The following is a 19,107-nucleotide window of genomic DNA, read 5'->3' on the forward strand; positions in this document are numbered from 1 at the left end:
AGGATTTGTGTTGGGGGAGACACTGATTGCACTGCCGATGCTGGTTATATTGATGATGGCGATGACGGGGATTTTTATGTTCTGCATGCGTGCTTATTTTTATCATCTGGCTGATGGGGAATTGGTGCAGGAAATACAGTCAGCCTTTGTGCGTGTGGTAGAAGATGCCCTGGCGGGAAAGGCCATTGAGCGGAGCGGCCGTCAAAGTCCGGGGTTTGATATCATCAGCCGCCAGAATCCCTTGTATCGTGACAGTGTTCCGGATAATCTGGTCACACAAAGCTACTGGCTGCACAATATGGCGGGGCTGGTTAAGCTGGTTCGCAGCAGTGATGATGCACCGCTTACGGGGGATCATACTCTGGCAAGGATAACCATTGTAGAATTTTCTGCAGAAAAAGATGAAAAATATCCGGGAGTATATAAACTGCGTTTGACCGGGAAGAGTGAGATGACAAAACATGAATATACCATGTGCACAGCAGTTTATTTGCCACCATTGTGAAGTCCAGCGGCAGCAGGGCATGATTTCCTTGGTAGCACTTGTACTGCTGTTGATTATGGTCTTTATGGGGCGGGGCTTGGTTTATTTTCAGCAGCAGGGGGCAATGAACAGCTATTCATTCCGTCAGGAAATGCAGCTGCGTCTGGCAGCAGAAAGCATGGTAGAAAAACAGTGGTTATCCCTGCAAAATGATGACAGCAGGCTGCAGGATTTGCAGCCGGATACCATGCTTCTGTTAGATAAGGGAAATCATGAAGGGGTGGATTATACCGTTTTTGCCCGCGAATGGGGTGGGAAGGTTTATCTTATCGCGACAACTTTTCGACGGAATACAGCTATTGAGAAAATCATAGAACCGCATGTTATGGTCAAAGGCATGCTGGCAAAGGAGGGGGAGCATTATGCATGGCGGGGCTGGGCTCCTTAAGAAATTCGTTTATCAGACGGACAGGGACTTTATCGTGGCAGCACCAAAAGATGGTGGCTGCACCTTGCAAAAATATGTTTGTGATGACGAGGGCTGGCAGCTAAGTGCAGAAAGTGTTCTCTGCGCTTCGGGCTTGGCTGATGACGTGCCGGAAGCTTCATTTTCGCTGGATTTAAGAGAGACAGCAGAACAAACGGCAATGGAAATTGCCCGTAAAGGCTGGCAGGAGATTCCGCTTTTGTTCGTTGTGCCGGAGAATGAGCAATTGAGCTATGTCTTAAATCTGCCTCCCGGACTGACTGTATCCCAGCAGCAGGAGGCAGCCTACTGGGAGATGGATGACAAACTGCTGGCACAGGGATTAAGTGTGGAAAATTTTACCTGTGTTTACCATACAGAAGACGGAGGGGAAGGCCGCTGTACGATTACAGGGGTTCGTCAGGGATATTTGCAGGAAATAGAGGAAGCCTTTGCTCAGGAGGAACTGCAGCTGGCAGATATCATTCCTGCTTCCGGCGGTATGGTTTATCTAAACAGCAGACAGCGGGAAATGGCTGGTTTTAAGAGGCGTTCGGGAGCCGGGCTGGCCGTCAGACGCATTTTGGCCGGATGGTTTGTTTTTTGGCTGGTAATGGGGATGATTGTGCTGTGTGTGGATTTTTTTCATTACCAACTGGCCAGTGATTTAGCAGCTAAACAGCAAAGTGAGTTAGCTGGATTAGCGTCTGAGCAGCAGGAAATGCAGACGCTGGTGGCAGAAGCAGGGGCGATTGATGACCGGGAGAAAAAAATACAGGCATTGAATCGTCCGGGGATTTCCTGGTATAGCTTGCTGGTGCATTTAGGTGCGAATACAACGCAGGGGGTATCGCTTACCGGGATAAATGTCCGCAATGATGGACAGCAGCTTTATTTGGAGGGGCAGGCAGTAGATTATGATTGCCTGGCAGAGTTTATTGGTCAATGTGAAGCGGACAAGGCATTTTTCACACACGGGGTAATGCTGCAGGAATCGACTATGGTCAAGGGCCGGAATGGTGAGCCGGATACGGTGAAATTTTCGGCAGCGGTAAATTGGGAGTCGGAAGATGATGGAAAGATTGCTGAGGAAAATCAGGGCAGGCAGTAAAGACAAAGGCTATGTGATCATACTGACTTTAGCAGGAACTTTGGCTGGAGGCTTGCTGTTCTATTTTTTTCTGCATAAACCGCTGCTGGCGGCTGCTGAGGATTGCAACCGGCAGGCAGCGGAATCGGTTCGGGAAGTCACGGCGGTTACCAATTTTCAGAATGCTCATCTGAATATGAAGGAATATCGGGCCGAATTGAAAAAACGTGAACAGCGTGTTATGCAGTATCTGCCGGAAAATATGTCGCAGGGAGAGTTTATCCTGTATTTGGAGCGGCTGGCTATGCGAAGCAAAATGGAATTGCAGATGGTCAATCCGCAAAAAAGTGAGCTTCAGGGAGATGTTTTCTGCTTGCCGTTAAAATTGAAGCTTACAGGCAGTTACTTCTGTTTGCTGAAATTCCTGCAAGGCTTACAGGAGGGGGAGAGATTGGCTGTAGTAAAAAATATGTCCATCGAAGCAAAAGAGAATAGGTTGAGTGTGACGATGCTGCTTGATATTTATGCTGTGCCTGTTAAATAGACAAAAATCCGATATAGAGAACTTGCTTTATACACAATGATACATTAAACTATACATAAATGTGAAAAATTGCTACGATGAGGTGTATAGTATGAGCGAGTTGCGTTTTATGACGGCGGGCGAGTCCCATGGGCCGAGACTTACGGCGATTTTGGAGGGCCTGCCGGCCGGGCTGAAGCTGCATAAGGAGGATATTGACCGGGAACTAGCCCGCCGACAGCAGGGGTATGGCCGTGGGGGGCGCATGAAGATTGAGACGGACAAGGTGGAAGTCCTCTCCGGCATGCGCTTTAACGAGACATTGGGCGGCCCGCTGACCCTGCAGGTGATCAACAAGGATTTTGCCAACTGGAACGGCCGCATGGCCGCCTTTGGTGAGCCGGAAGGCGAAAAGGTCACGGCAGCCCGTCCCGGTCATGCGGATTTGACGGGGATTTTGAAATATGATCGTGAAGATGTGCGGGATATACTGGAGCGTTCGAGTGCCCGCGAAACCACCATGCGGGTGGCCGTAGGTGCGGTCTGCAAGGCTTTTCTGCGAGAACTCGGTATAAAAGTCGTTTCCCATGTGACCAATATCGGCGGTGTGGCCGTTGACCCGTCAAAAATTGACCGGTCAGCGATTGGCACAGAAAATGGTTCTGAACTCAACTGCTATGATAGTGAGGCCGAAGTGCAGATGAAAGCCCGCATTGACGAAGCCAAGGCCGCAGGCGATACCTTAGGTGGAATTTTTGAAGTCATTGTACAGGGCGCACCTGTTGGTTTAGGCAGTCATATTCAGTGGGATAGACGGTTAGATGCCCGCTTGTCCGGCGCCATGATGTCCATTCAGGCCATCAAGGGCGTGGAGATTGGCGCAGGGTTCGAGTGCGCCGTTCTTCCCGGCAGTCAGATTCATGATGAAATCTATCTTGAAGAGGACAGGATTCAGCGCAAAACCAACCGGGCGGGCGGACTTGAAGGCGGCATGACTAATGGCGAAGATATCATCGTGCGGGCGGCCATGAAGCCGATTCCGACCTTGATGACACCGCTGAAGTCCATTGATATTGAAAGCCGCGAAGCAGTGCTGGCTTGCAAGGAGCGCAGCGATACCTGTGCGGTATCGGCGGCGTCGGTCGTGGGCGAGGCTATGGTTGCCTTTGTTATCGCGCAGGCCGTTTGTGAGAAATTCGGCAGTGATGCGATGGTGGATTTGAAAGCCGCAATCGATGCCTATAATCAGCGCATTGGAAAGGATTGGTGCGCGCATGCGTAATGTGATTTTAATCGGCTTTATGGGAACGGGCAAATCCAGCACAGGGAAAATGCTCGCCCAGCGGCTAGGCTGTGCCTTTATCGATATGGATAATAAAATCGAAGAAGAAGCTGGACTAAGCATTCCCGAAATCTTTGTTAAGTTTGGAGAAGGCCATTTCCGTCAGCTCGAACATGAGCTGGCGGTAAGACTCTCCAAGCGGCGCAATGCGGTGATTTCCACCGGCGGCGGTACGGTAAAGAATCCGGCCAATGTGGAGGCGTTAAAATCCAGTGGGGTAATGGTCTGCTTAAAAGCCGATGTCGATACGGTGCTCGAACGCACCAAAAGCCGCGGCACCCGCCCGGTACTCGACCGCGCAGATGATGGCGACCGCCGTCAGGCTGTGGAAAAATTGTTAAAGGAGCGGGAATCGCTTTATCAGCAGGCCGATTTTTCCGTCGATACCAGTGAATTATCGCCCCTGCAGGTGGTGGAAGTCATCACCAAAACATTAAAGACAAGAGGTGTGCTGCATGCGTAAGGTACGGGTGGATTTAGGCGAAAAGAGTTACGATATCGTTATCGGTTACGATATCGGTCAGGAGATTGTCGATTTTGTCAAGGGGGCAGGTTACAGTAAAAAGGCGCTGCTTGTTACCGATACGCATGTAGGCCCGTTGTATGGAAAACAGGTACAGCAGCTGTTAGCCGAAGCTGGCCTGGAAGCGGCACTCATGCAGATACCGGCAGGCGAAAGCTCCAAGAATCTCACCGTGGCCAATGACCTCTTTACGCGGGCCATTGAACTGGGTCTTGACCGCAAATCACCGGTCTTTGCCTTAGGTGGCGGTGTAGTCGGTGATTTGGCGGGCTTTGTCGCCGCAACCTATATGCGCGGCGTGCCCTTTGTGCAGCTTCCCACCAGCCTGCTGGCACAGGTGGATTCCAGCGTCGGCGGTAAGGTGGCGGTCAATCATGAACTGGGCAAGAACCTTATCGGGGCGTTCTACCAGCCGCAGGCTGTCTTTATGGAACTCAATTATATGAAGACTCTGCCACAGCGGGAAATCTACACGGGGCTTGGCGAAATCATCAAATACGGTATTATCTATGATGCAGATTTCTTTGCTTTCTTAGAGGCAAACAGGGAACAGGTGCTGGCCTTGGAGCCGGAGGCTTTGGTACATATGATTGCCCGCTCCTGTGAGATAAAGGCCGCCGTGGTCAGCGAGGACGAAAAAGAAGCCGGATTGCGCCGGATTCTGAACTTCGGCCATACCATCGCCCATGCCATAGAAAAGGAAACCGGCTATGTGCGCTATAATCATGGCGAGGCCGTGGCAACAGGTATGGTGGGTGCAGCTAACGTCAGCTGGGAACTGGGGCTTATCGGCGAAACGGAATACAACCGCGTGCGGGAGATGATTGCGCGTTATAATCTGCCCTTGCAGGCCGCAGGCGTAACCGTAGATGCCATGTACGCCGATATCTTCCATGACAAGAAAACCGTGGGCGGCAAAGTGACCTGGGTACTTATGGAAAAAATCGGTCAGGTCATCTGCCGCAATGATGTGCCGGCAGATGTGGTCAAAAAGGCCATGGAGGCCGTGCGTGCCTAAAAAGATGGCAGAGCGTGTAAAGTTTAGCGCATTACGTGCGAAGAATGGCAATCGCCGTTGACTTTTCGCGGGGTTAATGTGATAATTAGAAGCAGTAAGATGAATGTGAATGGAACTTTTTAATTTACATGGGAGGCTTTTTCATGAAAAAAACGATTTTTCGTGGCGCAGGTGTAGCCATCATTACGCCGTATACGGAAGATGGCATTAACTTTGACGAGCTGGGACGGATTATTGATGACCAGATAAAAAATCATACGGATGCCATCATCATCACCGGTACTACGGGTGAATCCGCAACGATGAGCGATGCAGAACATCGTGCAGCCATCAAATTTGCTGTCGACCATGTAAAGGGGCGCGTGCCGGTAATCGCCGGTACCGGCTCCAATGAAACCAGCTATGCAGTGGAGCTTTCCAAATATGCGGAAAGCGTGGGCGCGGATGCCCTGCTGGTGGTAACGCCGTATTACAATAAATGCACGCAGAAAGGCCTTATCGCCCATTACACGGCGATTGCCGATGCGGTGAACATCCCCATTATCCTCTATGATGTGCCTTCCCGTACGGGCGTGGCAATTGCAACGTCCACCTATGTGGAACTGGCTAAGCATCCCAATATCGTGGCCGTAAAAGAAGCCAATGGCGACCTGTCGAAGATTCTGCGTCTGCGCGCGGCTGTCGGCGATGATTTGGTAATCTATTCCGGCAATGACGACCAGATAGTGCCGATTCTTTCCTTGGGTGGTCAGGGCGTAATCTCTGTACTTTCCAACGTGGCACCGCAGCAGACTCATGATATGTGTCAGGCCTTCTTTGATGGCGATACGAAAAAAGCCGAAAAAATGCAGGTGGAATATGCTGACCTCATCGATGCGCTGTTCTGCGAGGTCAACCCGATTCCCGTCAAGGTTGCCATGCGCAAGCTCGGCTATGCCGCAGGCCCCCTGCGCATGCCGCTGTCGGAGATGGAACCCCAGCACGAAAAACAGCTGGAAGATGCTCTGCGCAACCATGGTTTGATCAAGTAAGAAATTTTACACCGCCTTCCCCAAGGGGGAAGGCTTTTTCTCGTTTAGAAAGGGATTTATATATGCACGGAGTTTTTGATATTGTCGGGCCGGTGATGATTGGCCCGTCCAGTTCCCATACGGCAGGTGCTGTGCGCTTGGGGTTGATGGCGCGGAAAATTTTGGGCGAAGAAGCGGTGCGGGCGGAAATCAACCTGCATGGCTCCTTTGCCCGTACCTATCGCGGGCATGGTACGGATAAGGCCTTGATTGCCGGCATCTTGGGCTTTGCCCCGGAGGACGAACGCATTCGCGAGGCTTTGCAGATTGCCCGTGACCATGGTTTGGAATTCAGCTTTCAGACGGTGAATCTCGAAGAAGCACACCCCAATACGGCCGTTATTTACCTTGTGGGCCGTTCCGGACGTACAGCCAGAGTCCGTGGCGCATCGGTGGGCGGCGGCAATATCATGATTTCTAATATCGATGGCTATCAGGTAGAACTGACCGGACAATATCCTGCCCTCATCACCATACACCATGACTGCCCCGGTGTGATCACCCGCGTTACGCAGATACTGGCCCATGCGGCGGTCAATATCGCCTTTATGCGGGTGTCCCGTCAGAACCGCGGCGAAACCGCCATGATGATTATGGAACTGGACGAGGAACCGGCGGCAACGGTTATCGAAGAGTGCCAGCAGGCGGATAATGTGGAATACGCCTTTGCCATTCCCGCCATTTGATTTGAGGAGCAGTACCTATGATTAACTTTAATAATATCGAAGAATTGATTGTCCTGGCCGAGGAAGCAGGGACTTCCCTGCATGAAATCGTCATCAAACGGGAAATGCAGGACAGCCAAAAATCGCGGGCAGAAATCATGCTCTCCATGCAGACGAATTGGCAGGTCATGCAGGCATCCATTGAGCGGGGCATCAAAAACACGGAAAAATCCCTGAGCGGCCTTACCGGCGGTGATGCCAAAAAACTCTATGCCTACCGTCAGCGTGGCTATATGGGGCAGGAGGTTTTAAGTGCCGCCGCCTATGCGGTGGGCATCAGCGAAGTCAATGCGGTCATGGGCCGTATCGTCGCCTGCCCAACTGCCGGTTCCTGCGGCATCGTGCCGGCCGCGCTCTATGCAGCAAAGATGGAACGCAATGTATCCGATCAGGCTATTGTAAACGCCCTCTTTACCGCCGCAGGTATTGGTATGGTCATTGATCAGAATGCCTCCATTGCCGGAGCAGCAGGCGGCTGTCAGGCAGAATGCGGCACAGCAGCAGGTATGGCGGCAGCGGCTTTGGTAGAACTTGCCGGCGGCAGCCCACGGCAAATCGGCAATGCCGTGGCATTGTCCATCAAAAACTTGCTGGGCTTGGTCTGCGACCCCGTAGCCGGTCTCGTAGAAGTCCCCTGCGTCAAACGCAACGGCTTTGCCGTAATCGAAGCCATGCTGGCGGCCGATATGAGCATGGCGGGGATTGATTCGGTCATTCCCGTAGACGAAGTCATTGACGCCATGAACCGCATCGGCAAGGCCCTGCCCAAGAGCCTGCGGGAAACGAGTGAAGGCGGATTGGCCACAACGGCTACGGCGCAGGTAATCGAAAAACGCATTTACAAGTAAATATAAATCGTGCATGGTAACACGTGCATGATTTCAAGCGCAAGATGTATTTTTGCTATCACAGCAATACATCTTGCGCTTATTTTTATGCAAAAAAACACGGGCACAATGTAATTTGTGGATAAAAAGTAAATTTTTTTGCAGAATGTCTTGTGGGGGGGGGCATATGTGCTAATATAATGGAGTATATAAAAAACACGCGAACGAAAGGAAGAATCAATCCCATGTTTCAAGTCAAACAGACGGAAGAAATGATCAATAAAACCTTCCGTCTTCCCTCCAGTTTACTTGATGAGCTGGCAAAAGTTGCCGAGCACGAAAAAGTGTCTGTGAATAACTTGGTACGGCAGTGCTGTGAATATGCACTAAATAATATGAAGACGGAGAAATAATACATGGAAAATAATGTACAGAAAGAAGAATCCATCGACTTAGGAAAGTTAATGCAAATCATGTATAACCGCCGCAAGACTGTGGGCACCATCGTGGGTGGTTGTACAGCATTGGCACTTATCGTGTCATTTGCTTTGCCGAAAACGTATGAATCCACCACTTTGGTGCAGACACGCAGCAATGCAGGCATTGGTGGTGCATCAGCGATGGCTGCGATGCTGGGTGGCGGCTCTGGTGGAGCAGAGCTTAACTTCATTGAATTGATGAAATCCCGCACTGTTTTGGAACCGATTATCGACCAGATGGAATGGGAAGATGAAAAGAAAAAGCCAGATGCTAAGGGCTTTGCCAAGAAATTCCTCAAAATCGAAAATACCAAGCAGACAAACCTGATTACCGTTACAGCTACCGGTAAGAGTCCGGAAGAAGCACAAATGATCAGCCAGAGCGTTGTGGATAATTTCCTGGCAATGCAGACGGATAAAGCCAAGCAAACCCAGAGTACTTTTGTAAAGTTTCTTAACGAACGCATAGACGAAGCGAAACAAGAGGCCCAAGAAGCTCGCACAGAATTTGCGGAATATCAGCAAAAACACAAAATTTATAGCCCAGATGAACAGGCAAGAGCTACGGTGTCGAAAATGAATGCATTCGATAATGCGCTAGGAGATATGGCTGTTCAGCAAAAGGCCAATCAGGCCAAATTGGAAAGCGTATCGGCAAAACTCGGTGATATGCGTAGCAGCAGCCAAGCCTTTCATATTAATGATAATGCCAATGTTATGGCACTGCGCAAGCAGATTGTTGATGCTCAGGTAAGCTTGGTTGGTTTGCGGGAACGTTACACAGAAGAAAATCCTAACATTATTTCTGCTCAGGAAAAGATCACTGCATTGCAACAGAAATTGTCCGAAGAAGTTAATACCATTGTTTCGTCTCAGTACACCAGTATCAATCCTGCTCAGGCTGATTTGATTAAAGATCAGGCCAATGCAGAAGCCAGTATAGCCATCGCGCAGGCCAGCGAAGCAGCCATTAAGGAACGCAGAGCGGAAAAGGAAAAAGAACTGGAAAATTTCCCACAGGAAGTGTTGGAATACCTAAAACTTCAACAGGAAGCCAGCATCAAGGAAGAAACATATACCGGGTTGGTTAAGCAATGTGAAGACAGCAAGATTAAGGAAGCCATGGAGTCCATGGACATTCAGATTATCGACCCAGCGGATTTGCCGGATGAAGACAAACCTGCAGGACCAAAGAAAAAATTGATTACCGCTATCGGTTTTGTTATCGGCTGTTTAATCAGCTTTGGCTATGGACTAATCCAGTATAAAAAAGAAGAAGCATAAAGGAGCGTTGGATTTGCAAAACCGCAAATTTCCCCAATCACGGAAGTTAATACTGTTTTTAGGCGATATGACATGGATTGCCATATCCTACATTATTGCGACAAGCATAATTTTAGACAGAGATATTATTGTCAATAATATTTATTTGTATTCTGGCATGTTGCCGGTGACCATGGTCATTAGTAGTCTTTTACTGAATATTAACGGCTTGTATTCCATTGGCAGAAAGCGTTTTGCAGAGATCATCCTTAGTACATTTGTAGCGAATCTATGTACACTGATCCTTGTGATGGCACTGAGTTTTTTCCTCTATGAATCTTCCTATTCAAGAGGGGTAATCGCATTAAGTGCAGTGCTGTCTACAACCATGCTTATTCTATGGCGGTATTTTGGTTGGCAACTGGAGCAGAAACTGCATAGTAAGCGAACTGTCATGCTGATGGGATCTGCTGAAGAATGTGACCATGTATACAATCGGTTGCGCCTGCAGCCACAGCTGAATTTAAAGCTTAAATATATCTGTACAGAGATAGAGACAAGCGACTGGCGCAAAGCGGCAGAAGATATAGATGTCATTATCCTTTGTCCGGAAATGCGTCATCGTTATAAAGTGTCCGTTATCAATTACTGTCATGAAAATGGCAAAACAGCACTGTTGATTCCGAATACCTATGAAATTTTCTGCACTGGAGCAGAATTGGATAAAATTGATGATATTCCTGTATTACATCCGCAAAGCCTTTATCCCAGCCTGGAAGTACGTTCATTGAAGCGTTTGCTGGATATTATATTGTCAGGAATTGGGTTTATCTGTGCCTTGCCCTTTATGACCGTAACCGCTATAGCCATAAAGATATTTGACCCGGGACCGGTTCTTTACAGTCAGATTCGTACAGGAAGAGATGGAAAAGAATTCCGTGTATATAAATTCCGCACGATGAGGGTCGATGCCGAAAAATACACTGGCCCCATGCTGGCACAGGAAAATGACCCGCGAATTACCAAGTTGGGGAAATTTCTGCGTACAGTACGTTTGGATGAACTGCCACAGATATGGAATGTAGTTATTGGCGATATGAGCCTTGTTGGCCCTAGACCGGAACGCCCGTTCTTTGTGGAGCAGTTTACCAAGGAAATACCGGAATATGCCTATCGGCATAATGTTAAGCCCGGTATTACCGGCATGGCACAGGTCTATGGCAAATACAATACGACACCGTTTGACAAGCTGGTTTATGACCTGATGTATATTGAAAAATGCGGGCTTTTGATGGATTTGACCATAATTATTCAAACGGTAAAAGTACTGTTCACCAAGAGTGCTACAGAAGGTGCGGGGATTGAACAAAAACCGCTGAACATTGAAAAATACGATATTGGAAAAGATATTTATGGAGATTTTTAAGATAGCATGAGAATTTTAATTTTGGCTCATCATGCTGAAGGACTATACTTGCCCAGAAGAGAATTGATGATGCAATTGAAAGATGCAGGGCATGAGGTAATTGCAAGTATACCTACAGGAAAATGTTATGACAAGGTTGCAGAAATAGTTGACATAGTGATACCGTCTCCAGTAAAAAGACGAGGGATGAATCCTGTTGAAGATATAAGGCTTTTACATTTTTATTATAAATTGTTGAAAAAGTTAAAGCCAGATTGCATTTTATCTTATGCAATAAAACCAAATTTATATGGGGGTATGGCAGCTAAAGTATGCCATATTCCCTATATTATGAATATCACTGGTTTAGGAACAGCATTTAACAAAGATAATTTACTTTGTAAATTAGTTAGTACAATGTATAAGTGTGTAGCTGGCTATGAACAATGTATCTTTTTTCAAAATATAGGAAATTTACGGATTTTAGAATCTAACGGCATACATTGGAAAAATCCTGTTTTAATACCGGGGTCAGGAGTAAATTTGCAGCTACATAGTTATGAAAAATATCCAGCAGAAACAGAGGGGATCCGTTTTCTGTTTGTATCTCGTATCCTACGTGAAAAGGGAATTTATGAATTGGCAGAAGCAGCTCATAATATAAAAAAAGAATATCCAAATGTTGAATTTCATGTATTGGGGAAATGTGAGGCTGGATATGAAGCGGTTATGAACAAATGGCATAAAGAAGGTATATTTATTTACCATGGTCATCAGACAGATGTACATGGGTTTTTGAAGAATTCTCATGCTCTTATTCATCCGTCTTATTACCCGGAAGGTATGTCTAATGTTTGTTTGGAAGCTGCAGCTACGGGACGCCCTGTTTTAACAACAAATGATATATATGGATGCAAAGAAACATTTGATAATCATATAACCGGTATAGGTTTTCCGTCAAGAGATACTCAGGCATTAGAAAATGCGATTAGAGAATTTTTATCTCTTTCTCCTATTGAAAGAGATAAAATGGGAAAAATGGGACGAAGAAAAATGGAAAAGGAATTTGACCGTCAGATAGTAATCAATGCATATTTTAAAGAATTAGCAAAGATAAAATGAGGAGATAAAGAAAATGAAAATAGCGATTGCAGGCACAGGATATGTTGGATTGTCAAATGGGATTTTATTGGCGCAACATAATGAAGTTATTGCGTTGGACATTGTGCCGGAGAAGGTGGAAATGCTCAATAAGGGGATTTCGCCTATTGTAGATAAGGATATTTCGGATTTTCTGGCTCATAAGGATCTTAATTTCCGTGCGACTTTAGATGCGTGGGAGGCCATTGAGAATGCAGAATTTGTAATTATCTCTACGCCGACAAATTATGATCCAGACAAGAATTTTTTTGATACTTCCTCTGTTGAGGCTGTTATTGGAGAAGTTTTGGATATAAATCCGCAAGCAGTGATGATTATAAAATCTACTGTTCCAGTTGGTTACACGGATCAGATGAAAAAGAAGTTTCAAACGGATAACATTATCTTTTCGCCGGAATTCCTGCGTGAAGGAAAGGCTCTTCATGACAATCTGTATCCTTCACGGATTATTGTTGGAGAACGCTCAAAACGTGCTAAGGTTTTTGCTACTCTTTTATCAGAAGGTGCAGTGAAAAAGGATATCCCTACGCTTTTTACTGGTTCAACCGAGGCAGAGGCAATTAAGCTTTTTGCTAATACTTGTCTTGCTCTAAGGGTGGCGTATTTTAACGAGCTGGATTCCTATGCTGAATCTCGTGGACTGGACACGGGCGAAATTATCCGTGGTGTCAGCCTTGACCCGCGCATTGGTGATTTCTACAATAATCCGTCCTTCGGTTATGGTGGATATTGCCTGCCTAAAGATACGAAACAGCTTTTAGCGAATTATCGCGATGTTCCACAGAATCTTATTGGAGCAGTGGTAGAGGCCAATCGGACTCGCAAGGATTTTATTGCCGATACCATAATTGCGAAAAAGCCGAAGGTGGTAGGCGTTTACCGCTTGACGATGAAAACGGCATCTGACAATTTCCGAGCCAGTGCCATTCAGGGCATTATGAAACGTATCAAGGCGAAGGGGATTCCTTGCATTGTTTATGAGCCGACATTAAAAGAGGATAATTTCTTCCGTTCTGAGGTAGTTAATGATTTAGACATGTTCAAGGAGCGTAGTGATGTGATTGTGGCTAACCGTTGGAATGATGCGTTGGAAGATGTGCGAGAAAAGGTGTTTACGAGAGACATTTTCAGTCGTGATTAACAGGTTAAGTTGACCAGTCAACACGGACAAAGCAATTTGATAGGTATCAAATGGGGGAACGAATAAATTGGCAAATTACAATGAATTTGATAATAACAAAAAGGTGCTGGTTACTGGTGGTGCAGGTTTTATAGGTTTTCATCTATCGAAACGCTTGTTGGAGCTTGGTGCAAGAGTAGTCGGATTTGATAACTGCAATGACTATTATGATGTATCTTTGAAAGAAAGTCGGTTGCAGATTTTACGTGAATATCCGAAGTATGAGTTTATTAAAGGGGATTTGGCTGATGAGTCAGCAGTCAAATCACTGTTTGAGAGTTCAAAGCCGGATATTGTGGTGAATTTAGGGGCACAAGCTGGTGTGCGTTACAGTATCGATCATCCGCGTAGCTATATTGATTCCAATTTGATAGGTTTCTTCAATATATTAGAAGCTTGTCGTTACAATCCTGTGGAGCATCTGCTTTTTGCATCTAGTTCCTCTGTTTATGGCAATCAAGAGAAAACTCCCTTTAGCACCACAGATAATGTTGACCATCCTATTAGTCTTTATGCTGCAACAAAGAAATCTAATGAGTTGATGGCATATACCTACAGTCATCTGTATGGTATTCCGGCAACCGGACTTAGATTTTTTACGGTCTATGGGCCATATGGTCGTCCAGATATGGCGTATTTCAAATTTGCCAATCTGATTTATGAGGGCAAGGCAATCAAGATTTACAACAACGGTGATATGCTTCGAGACTTTACCTATGTGGATGATATTGTTGCAGGTATCGAACATATGCTTTGCAATCCGCCGAAAGCCAATAAGAATGGCGATAGGTACAAGGTATACAACATTGGCAATAACACCCCTGTGACGCTGATGGAATTTATCGAGACACTGGAAAAAGCCTTAGGAAAGACGGCAGTAAAAGAATATTTGCCTATGCAGCCGGGGGACGTGTACCAGACTTATGCCGATGTTAGTGAATTAAAGAAAGATTTTGACTTTAGACCTAGTACAACCATAGCTAAAGGATTGAATAAATTTTCCAAGTGGTACAAGGAATATTATCATTTTTAGTAGTAGAAACGGAGATAAAATGGCAGAGAAAATGCATATTTTACATGTAGTGGGTGGAATGGACATTGGTGGAATTGAAAGCATGTTGATGACATTAATGCCGTACATGAAAAAAAGAGATATCACATTTGATTTTGCTGTTCATGGGGAAAAAATAGGCATGCATGAACAACAAATCCTAGAAATGGGGGGGGATGTGTTTCATTTGCCTAAATTTAAAGGATGGAATATTATTTCGTATGTAATGGCATGGTGTAAATTATTAGAAAATCATCCTGATATAAAAGTTGTTCAAGGTCATATGACATCTACGGCTAGTATTTATCTATCAGTAGCTAAATATTTTGGTAAAATTGTTATTTCACATAGTCATAGCACAGGTATTAGAGGTAATAAGGCTATGTATTTTTGTAAAAGATTTTTAGAATATCCCCTACGTTACATTAGCGATTATTTGTGCGCATGTTCAATAGGGGCCGCAGAATTTAGATTTGGTAGAGACGCAGAAAAGCGCAAAAACTTTTATCGTTGGATAAATGCTGTGAAACCAGAACTGTATCAATATTCAGTAACAAAAAGAAAAAAGTATCGGCAACTTTTAAATATCGATGATGATGCAGTTCTAATCGGGCATGTCGGGCGAATGACTCAAGCGAAAAATCATAAATTTATTCTAAAGATTTTCAAAGAATATCACAGACAAAATGTTAATAGTAAATTGTTGTTAATTGGTGATGGACCTTTGCGTGAAGAATTAGAATTAATGGCAAAAGATTTGAGAATAGATGAAAAAATAATATTTTTGGGAGCAATTGGCAATACATCAGATTATCTATCAGCTATGGATGTCTTTTTGTTTCCCTCGTTATTTGAAGGCCTGCCAGTTGCATTGATAGAAGCACAAATTAACAATATAGATTGTCTTGTATCAGATGTTGTTACTAATGAAGTAGAGATTTCAAATGTCATAAGATATGTTTCGTTAAAAAAAGATGCGACATATTGGAGTGGTAAAATAAGAAAAGAACCCAGAAAAGAAAATGATTGTAAAAAAATTGAAAATAATCCGTATGATATAAATAGAGTTGCAATTGATATAGAAAAATTTTATAAAATGATTACAAGTAGATGATTGCCATTATTACATTTGGATGTACTTAAAGGAATAATATATGAATATATATATTTGCTTCGGAAAAAGAAAAAATGCAATGACTGATAATTTTTCAGGAATAGTAAATTGTCTTAATAACAAATCTAAATCCATTGTTATTGCACCTGCAGCCTGTGAATCTCTAGATTTTGATGATAACTTTTTTAACGTAATAAATGAAAAAATATATAGCAATGGTGGATGCTTTAGTAAAATAATAAATCTCATAAAACTTATTAAATTCATAAAAAAATATGAATACGATAAACTAAATATCTTTTTTATGAACCAAACAATATGGAATTTGATAATTTTATTATTCGTAAAATTCAATAGAGTGGTTGTTTGGTTGCATGATCCAAGATTGCACTCAGGATCAACTTTAAAGGATAGAGTGGTGAAATTGTTTATCGATAAGCTTTACTTAAAAAGAGTTGATAAGATAATAGTAAGCTATAAAGGTGCTTTGGATGAATTAGAAAATAATAAAGAAAAAGGAATCGTTATATATTTGCCAGAGATGATTGTGCAAGAATTTGAAGATATAAGGGATTGTGTTGCTGATATAGAATATGATTTTATATTTTTTGGCCGTATAGAACCATATAAGGGAATAGAAAATTTATTAAATGCTTTTGTTGTGTTGAATAAAAAGCTACTTATTGTTGGAAAAGGAAGTATGGAATCATATGTGAATAATGTTGCAAAAAATAATGATAATATTGTATTTGTTAATGAGTATGTTTCTAACAGAAGACTGGCTATGTATATCAAGAAATCAAAATTTGTAATTTTGCCGTATAAAGATGCTACGGGAACACAGACTGTTCAATTGGCTAATTATTATGGTAAGCTAGTTTTAGCTACTAAAGTCGGTTGTTTTCCTGAATATATTATAGAAGATATTAATGGATTTTATATTAATGGTTTTAGTACTGTGGCAATCGAACAGGCAGTTAAATGTGTAGAAAAACTAGATTCGCAAGCCTATCAAGATAGAATTTATAAATCGTTGTATAGGTTTGATATAAGGAAGATAATGAATAAAGTAGAGAAAGAGATTGATATATAGGTGTTACAAGTATATGGCATATTTTATTAAGAAGGAATATGTATGATATTTTGGATTATATTTTTTTGTTTGTGTTTTTTATGTTTGTTAATAAATGAGTGCTTTAACGAATATATAGCTTCTTGGGGAGAACGTCTATTATACGTAATTGTTTTTTTTATTACAGCTTTTAGATATAATATTGGATGGGATTATCAGCCCTATGTAAAGAAATATATAGAAATGGAATGGAGTAGTATCGATGATGTACTTAATGGTGAGGTAGAATTTGTATATTATATAATAGTAAATATACTAAAAGATTGCGGATTTGATACTCAAATGTTCTTTTTTGTATACACTTTGCTGACTTTATCATTATTTTATTTTGCTAATAAGAGGTATTTTTCTTCTTATAAAGTTAGATGTATCGCATTTTTAATTTTTTTGTTTTCTCCACATTTGTATATGGAATCATTAAATATTGTTCGACAAATGTTAGCGGTTGCTTTGATATATTTTGCATATGGATATTGGGAGAAAGGGAAAAAATATACGTACTGTTTATTCACAATGTTGGCTACAATGGTTCATTTATCAGCAGCTATTGGAATAGTAATACCATTTGTTCCTCGAAAAAAATTTAATATTGTTTTATATTTGATATGCTTTGGAATGTTTATATATATATATCAAATGGATATTATTTTTTCTGTTATAGAAATATGGGCTGAACGAATAGGAGTAGATGTTTCAATTATAAAATATGCGAAGTATCTCCATTCAAATGAACAAACATTACCAGTTTTTATGATTGGATTTGATATAACGTTATTTATTTTTATTTATCTTTTTAGTGGTAAACAATGTGGAAAATTTTTAAATATGATGATTGTGGTTATGGGATTTTTTATTTGCGCTTCTTATTCACATGTATTGATGAGAGTTGCGTATTATTTCTTAATATTTTATATAATACCGTTTTGTGATGCATTGATAAATGTTCCACATAGGTCATTACGTATTTTTACTTTGGGGGTATTGATGATTTATTCATTGCTTTTGATTAATGGAAACATGGAAGCAAGATTGAAATTAACAAACGTACCTTCATCTGCATATAATTATGAATATGATTATAATTTATCATTGATAAAATAAAGAAATGGAGATTAAAAACTATGATTATAACAAAAACACCTTTCCGTATGTCATTTTTCGGAGGTGGTACAGATATGAAGGAATTTTACGAAGAATATGGCGGTGCAGTTCTTTCGACAACGTTTGATAAATACTGTTATGTAACGGCTAGACATTTGCCCCGGTTCTTCGATTACTCTAATGAGTTCGTGTACGCAAATATAGAGCGAGTGCAGGAATTAGACGAAATAGCACATCCACTGATTCGGAATTTGATGAAATTCAAGGACATGCATGAGATTCGTTTATCCTACGAAGCGGATTTACCGGCTCGTACTGGCTTAGGGACCTCTTCCTCCTTTGCTGTTGGCATGCTGAATGCTTTTTATGGTATCAAAGGCAAGATGGTAGATAAGAGACGTCTCGCGGATGAAGCCATATATGTCGAACGTGTTCTCTGTAATGAAGCAGGTGGTATTCAGGATCAGATTGCGGCAGCCTTTGGTGGTTTGAATAGGATTGATATGGATAAGGATGGCTATAAAGTATCTCCGTTGACGATATCCAACCAAAGAAAAAATGAATTTAACGATAATCTGATGCTCTTTTTTACGGGATTTTCCAGATTTTCGGCCAAGGTGCAGAAGGAAACGAAAAAGAATCTTTCCGATAAGACAAAGCAATTGCTGGAAATGAAATCATTGGTCAAAGAAGCCGAAGACATTCTGACTGACCAACATAGCAATTTGAATGAATTTGGTCGGCTTTTGGACTACACATGGAAATTGAAGAGAGGTATCTCTGCAGGTATATCTACAGGCTCTATTGATGAGCTTTATGATAAGGCAATCAATGCAGGTGCTATTGGTGGCAAGCTTTTGGGAGCTGGCGGTGGTGGTTTCCTGCTATTCTATGTGGAAAAAGATAAACAGCCGACTGTTATGAAAGCTTTAGAGCACTTGTTGTATGTGCCTTTCAAGTTCGAAACGGAAGGAACTAAGGTTATTTATTTCAAGGCTGAGGATTACGAAATTCCGGATCGGTATTTATAAAAAACAGTCTAGTGTTTAACCATACAGACTGCTGATTGAGACTAAATTAATGCGAGATAGTTATACCATAGTAGATGGAAAATGCTGAGTAAAATTTTTATAGGAAATAGATGAATAAAGGT

At 43.0% G+C, this 19,107-nt stretch carries 20 protein-coding genes; all 20 read left to right on the plus strand.

Annotated features, from left to right (window positions below):
* Nucleotides 1–37: 37 nt before the first annotated feature.
* The 20 genes from G598_RS0104535 (at nt 38) to G598_RS0104630 (ending at nt 18,985) form a co-directional block, all read left to right on the plus strand.
* Entirely contained in the window at nt 38–505 is a 468-nt protein-coding gene (locus G598_RS0104535) for a hypothetical protein (RefSeq protein WP_211221494.1), read from the plus strand.
* The gene (locus tag G598_RS0104540; RefSeq protein ID WP_157833272.1) at nt 462–932 is read left to right on the plus strand and encodes a hypothetical protein; all 471 of its coding nucleotides are present in this window, start codon (nt 462–464) and stop codon (nt 930–932) included. The genes G598_RS0104535 and G598_RS0104540 overlap by 44 nt, the downstream gene beginning before the upstream one ends.
* Nucleotides 907–2,061, plus strand: a complete 1,155-nt coding sequence (locus G598_RS0104545) for a PilN domain-containing protein (RefSeq protein WP_026765936.1) — start codon at nt 907–909, stop codon at nt 2,059–2,061. The genes G598_RS0104540 and G598_RS0104545 overlap by 26 nt, the downstream gene beginning before the upstream one ends.
* Nucleotides 2,021–2,584: a type IV pilus inner membrane component PilO gene (locus G598_RS0104550; RefSeq protein WP_026765937.1), complete on the plus strand. Its 564-nt coding sequence runs from the start codon at nt 2,021–2,023 to the stop codon at nt 2,582–2,584. The genes G598_RS0104545 and G598_RS0104550 overlap by 41 nt, the downstream gene beginning before the upstream one ends.
* Before the next feature lie 91 nt (nt 2,585–2,675).
* Nucleotides 2,676–3,845, plus strand: a complete 1,170-nt coding sequence (aroC, locus tag G598_RS0104555) for a chorismate synthase (protein ID WP_026765938.1) — start codon at nt 2,676–2,678, stop codon at nt 3,843–3,845.
* Nucleotides 3,838–4,368: a shikimate kinase gene (locus G598_RS0104560; RefSeq protein WP_026765939.1), complete on the plus strand. Its 531-nt coding sequence runs from the start codon at nt 3,838–3,840 to the stop codon at nt 4,366–4,368. Before aroC ends, G598_RS0104560 begins: the two co-directional genes overlap by 8 nt.
* Entirely contained in the window at nt 4,361–5,446 is a 1,086-nt protein-coding gene (aroB, locus tag G598_RS0104565) for a 3-dehydroquinate synthase (RefSeq protein ID WP_026765940.1), read from the plus strand. The genes G598_RS0104560 and aroB overlap by 8 nt, the downstream gene beginning before the upstream one ends.
* A 143-nt stretch (nt 5,447–5,589) precedes the next feature.
* Nucleotides 5,590–6,477: a 4-hydroxy-tetrahydrodipicolinate synthase gene (gene dapA / locus G598_RS0104570; RefSeq protein WP_026765941.1), complete on the plus strand. Its 888-nt coding sequence runs from the start codon at nt 5,590–5,592 to the stop codon at nt 6,475–6,477.
* Between the two features lie 62 nt (nt 6,478–6,539).
* Nucleotides 6,540–7,202: an L-serine ammonia-lyase, iron-sulfur-dependent subunit beta gene (gene sdaAB, locus G598_RS0104575; RefSeq protein WP_026765942.1), complete on the plus strand. Its 663-nt coding sequence runs from the start codon at nt 6,540–6,542 to the stop codon at nt 7,200–7,202.
* Between the two features lie 17 nt (nt 7,203–7,219).
* Nucleotides 7,220–8,089 (plus strand): L-serine ammonia-lyase, iron-sulfur-dependent, subunit alpha, encoded by an 870-nt coding sequence (gene sdaAA / locus G598_RS0104580; protein WP_037363230.1) that lies wholly within the window; start codon nt 7,220–7,222, stop codon nt 8,087–8,089.
* 224 nt (nt 8,090–8,313) lie between these two features.
* Nucleotides 8,314–8,481 (plus strand): hypothetical protein, encoded by a 168-nt coding sequence (locus tag G598_RS19935; RefSeq protein WP_169534972.1) that lies wholly within the window; start codon nt 8,314–8,316, stop codon nt 8,479–8,481.
* A 3-nt stretch (nt 8,482–8,484) separates the two neighbouring features.
* Entirely contained in the window at nt 8,485–9,831 is a 1,347-nt protein-coding gene (locus tag G598_RS0104590) for a GumC family protein (RefSeq protein WP_026765944.1), read from the plus strand.
* A gap of 13 nt (nt 9,832–9,844) precedes the next feature.
* Nucleotides 9,845–11,236: a sugar transferase gene (locus G598_RS0104595; protein WP_211221496.1), complete on the plus strand. Its 1,392-nt coding sequence runs from the start codon at nt 9,845–9,847 to the stop codon at nt 11,234–11,236.
* 6 nt (nt 11,237–11,242) lie between these two features.
* Nucleotides 11,243–12,337, plus strand: coding sequence for a glycosyltransferase family 4 protein (locus G598_RS0104600; protein ID WP_026765946.1), 1,095 nt, complete (start codon nt 11,243–11,245; stop codon nt 12,335–12,337).
* Between the two features lie 13 nt (nt 12,338–12,350).
* The gene (locus G598_RS0104605) at nt 12,351–13,517 is read left to right on the plus strand and encodes a nucleotide sugar dehydrogenase (RefSeq protein ID WP_026765947.1); all 1,167 of its coding nucleotides are present in this window, start codon (nt 12,351–12,353) and stop codon (nt 13,515–13,517) included.
* Nucleotides 13,518–13,584: 67 nt separating this feature from the next.
* A complete protein-coding gene (locus G598_RS0104610) occupies nt 13,585–14,589 on the plus strand; it encodes an NAD-dependent epimerase (protein WP_026765948.1) in 1,005 nt (334 codons plus the stop codon).
* Between the two features lie 19 nt (nt 14,590–14,608).
* Nucleotides 14,609–15,721: a glycosyltransferase gene (locus G598_RS17075; protein ID WP_051179941.1), complete on the plus strand. Its 1,113-nt coding sequence runs from the start codon at nt 14,609–14,611 to the stop codon at nt 15,719–15,721.
* 79 nt (nt 15,722–15,800) lie between these two features.
* Nucleotides 15,801–16,814: a glycosyltransferase gene (locus G598_RS0104620; RefSeq protein WP_157833273.1), complete on the plus strand. Its 1,014-nt coding sequence runs from the start codon at nt 15,801–15,803 to the stop codon at nt 16,812–16,814.
* Between the two features lie 84 nt (nt 16,815–16,898).
* Nucleotides 16,899–17,954, plus strand: a complete 1,056-nt coding sequence (locus G598_RS0104625) for an EpsG family protein (protein WP_211221498.1) — start codon at nt 16,899–16,901, stop codon at nt 17,952–17,954.
* 74 nt (nt 17,955–18,028) lie between these two features.
* A complete protein-coding gene (locus G598_RS0104630) occupies nt 18,029–18,985 on the plus strand; it encodes a GHMP family kinase ATP-binding protein (RefSeq protein ID WP_245582757.1) in 957 nt (318 codons plus the stop codon).
* The last annotated feature ends 122 nt before the right edge of the window (nt 18,986–19,107 follow it).

This window comes from Selenomonas ruminantium subsp. ruminantium ATCC 12561 (assembly GCF_000424065.1).
GTDB lineage: Bacteria > Bacillota > Negativicutes > Selenomonadales > Selenomonadaceae > Selenomonas_A > Selenomonas_A ruminantium.

Bases quoted from the DNA above. Each gene is read 5' to 3' on its own strand.
- G598_RS0104535 (WP_211221494.1), top strand. From the start codon at position 38: ATGCTGGTTATATTGATGATGGCGATGACGGGGATTTTTATGTTCTGC.
- G598_RS0104540 (WP_157833272.1), top strand. From the start codon at position 462: ATGAATATACCATGTGCACAGCAGTTTATTTGCCACCATTGTGAAGTC.
- G598_RS0104545 (WP_026765936.1), top strand. From the start codon at position 907: ATGCATGGCGGGGCTGGGCTCCTTAAGAAATTCGTTTATCAGACGGAC.
- G598_RS0104550 (WP_026765937.1), top strand. From the start codon at position 2,021: ATGATGGAAAGATTGCTGAGGAAAATCAGGGCAGGCAGTAAAGACAAA.
- aroC (WP_026765938.1), top strand. From the start codon at position 2,676: ATGAGCGAGTTGCGTTTTATGACGGCGGGCGAGTCCCATGGGCCGAGA.
- G598_RS0104560 (WP_026765939.1), top strand. From the start codon at position 3,838: ATGCGTAATGTGATTTTAATCGGCTTTATGGGAACGGGCAAATCCAGC.
- aroB (WP_026765940.1), top strand. From the start codon at position 4,361: ATGCGTAAGGTACGGGTGGATTTAGGCGAAAAGAGTTACGATATCGTT.
- dapA (WP_026765941.1), top strand. From the start codon at position 5,590: ATGAAAAAAACGATTTTTCGTGGCGCAGGTGTAGCCATCATTACGCCG.
- sdaAB (WP_026765942.1), top strand. From the start codon at position 6,540: ATGCACGGAGTTTTTGATATTGTCGGGCCGGTGATGATTGGCCCGTCC.
- sdaAA (WP_037363230.1), top strand. From the start codon at position 7,220: ATGATTAACTTTAATAATATCGAAGAATTGATTGTCCTGGCCGAGGAA.
- G598_RS19935 (WP_169534972.1), top strand. From the start codon at position 8,314: ATGTTTCAAGTCAAACAGACGGAAGAAATGATCAATAAAACCTTCCGT.
- G598_RS0104590 (WP_026765944.1), top strand. From the start codon at position 8,485: ATGGAAAATAATGTACAGAAAGAAGAATCCATCGACTTAGGAAAGTTA.
- G598_RS0104600 (WP_026765946.1), top strand. From the start codon at position 11,243: ATGAGAATTTTAATTTTGGCTCATCATGCTGAAGGACTATACTTGCCC.
- G598_RS0104605 (WP_026765947.1), top strand. From the start codon at position 12,351: ATGAAAATAGCGATTGCAGGCACAGGATATGTTGGATTGTCAAATGGG.
- G598_RS17075 (WP_051179941.1), top strand. From the start codon at position 14,609: ATGGCAGAGAAAATGCATATTTTACATGTAGTGGGTGGAATGGACATT.
- G598_RS0104620 (WP_157833273.1), top strand. From the start codon at position 15,801: ATGACTGATAATTTTTCAGGAATAGTAAATTGTCTTAATAACAAATCT.
- G598_RS0104630 (WP_245582757.1), top strand. From the start codon at position 18,029: ATGAAGGAATTTTACGAAGAATATGGCGGTGCAGTTCTTTCGACAACG.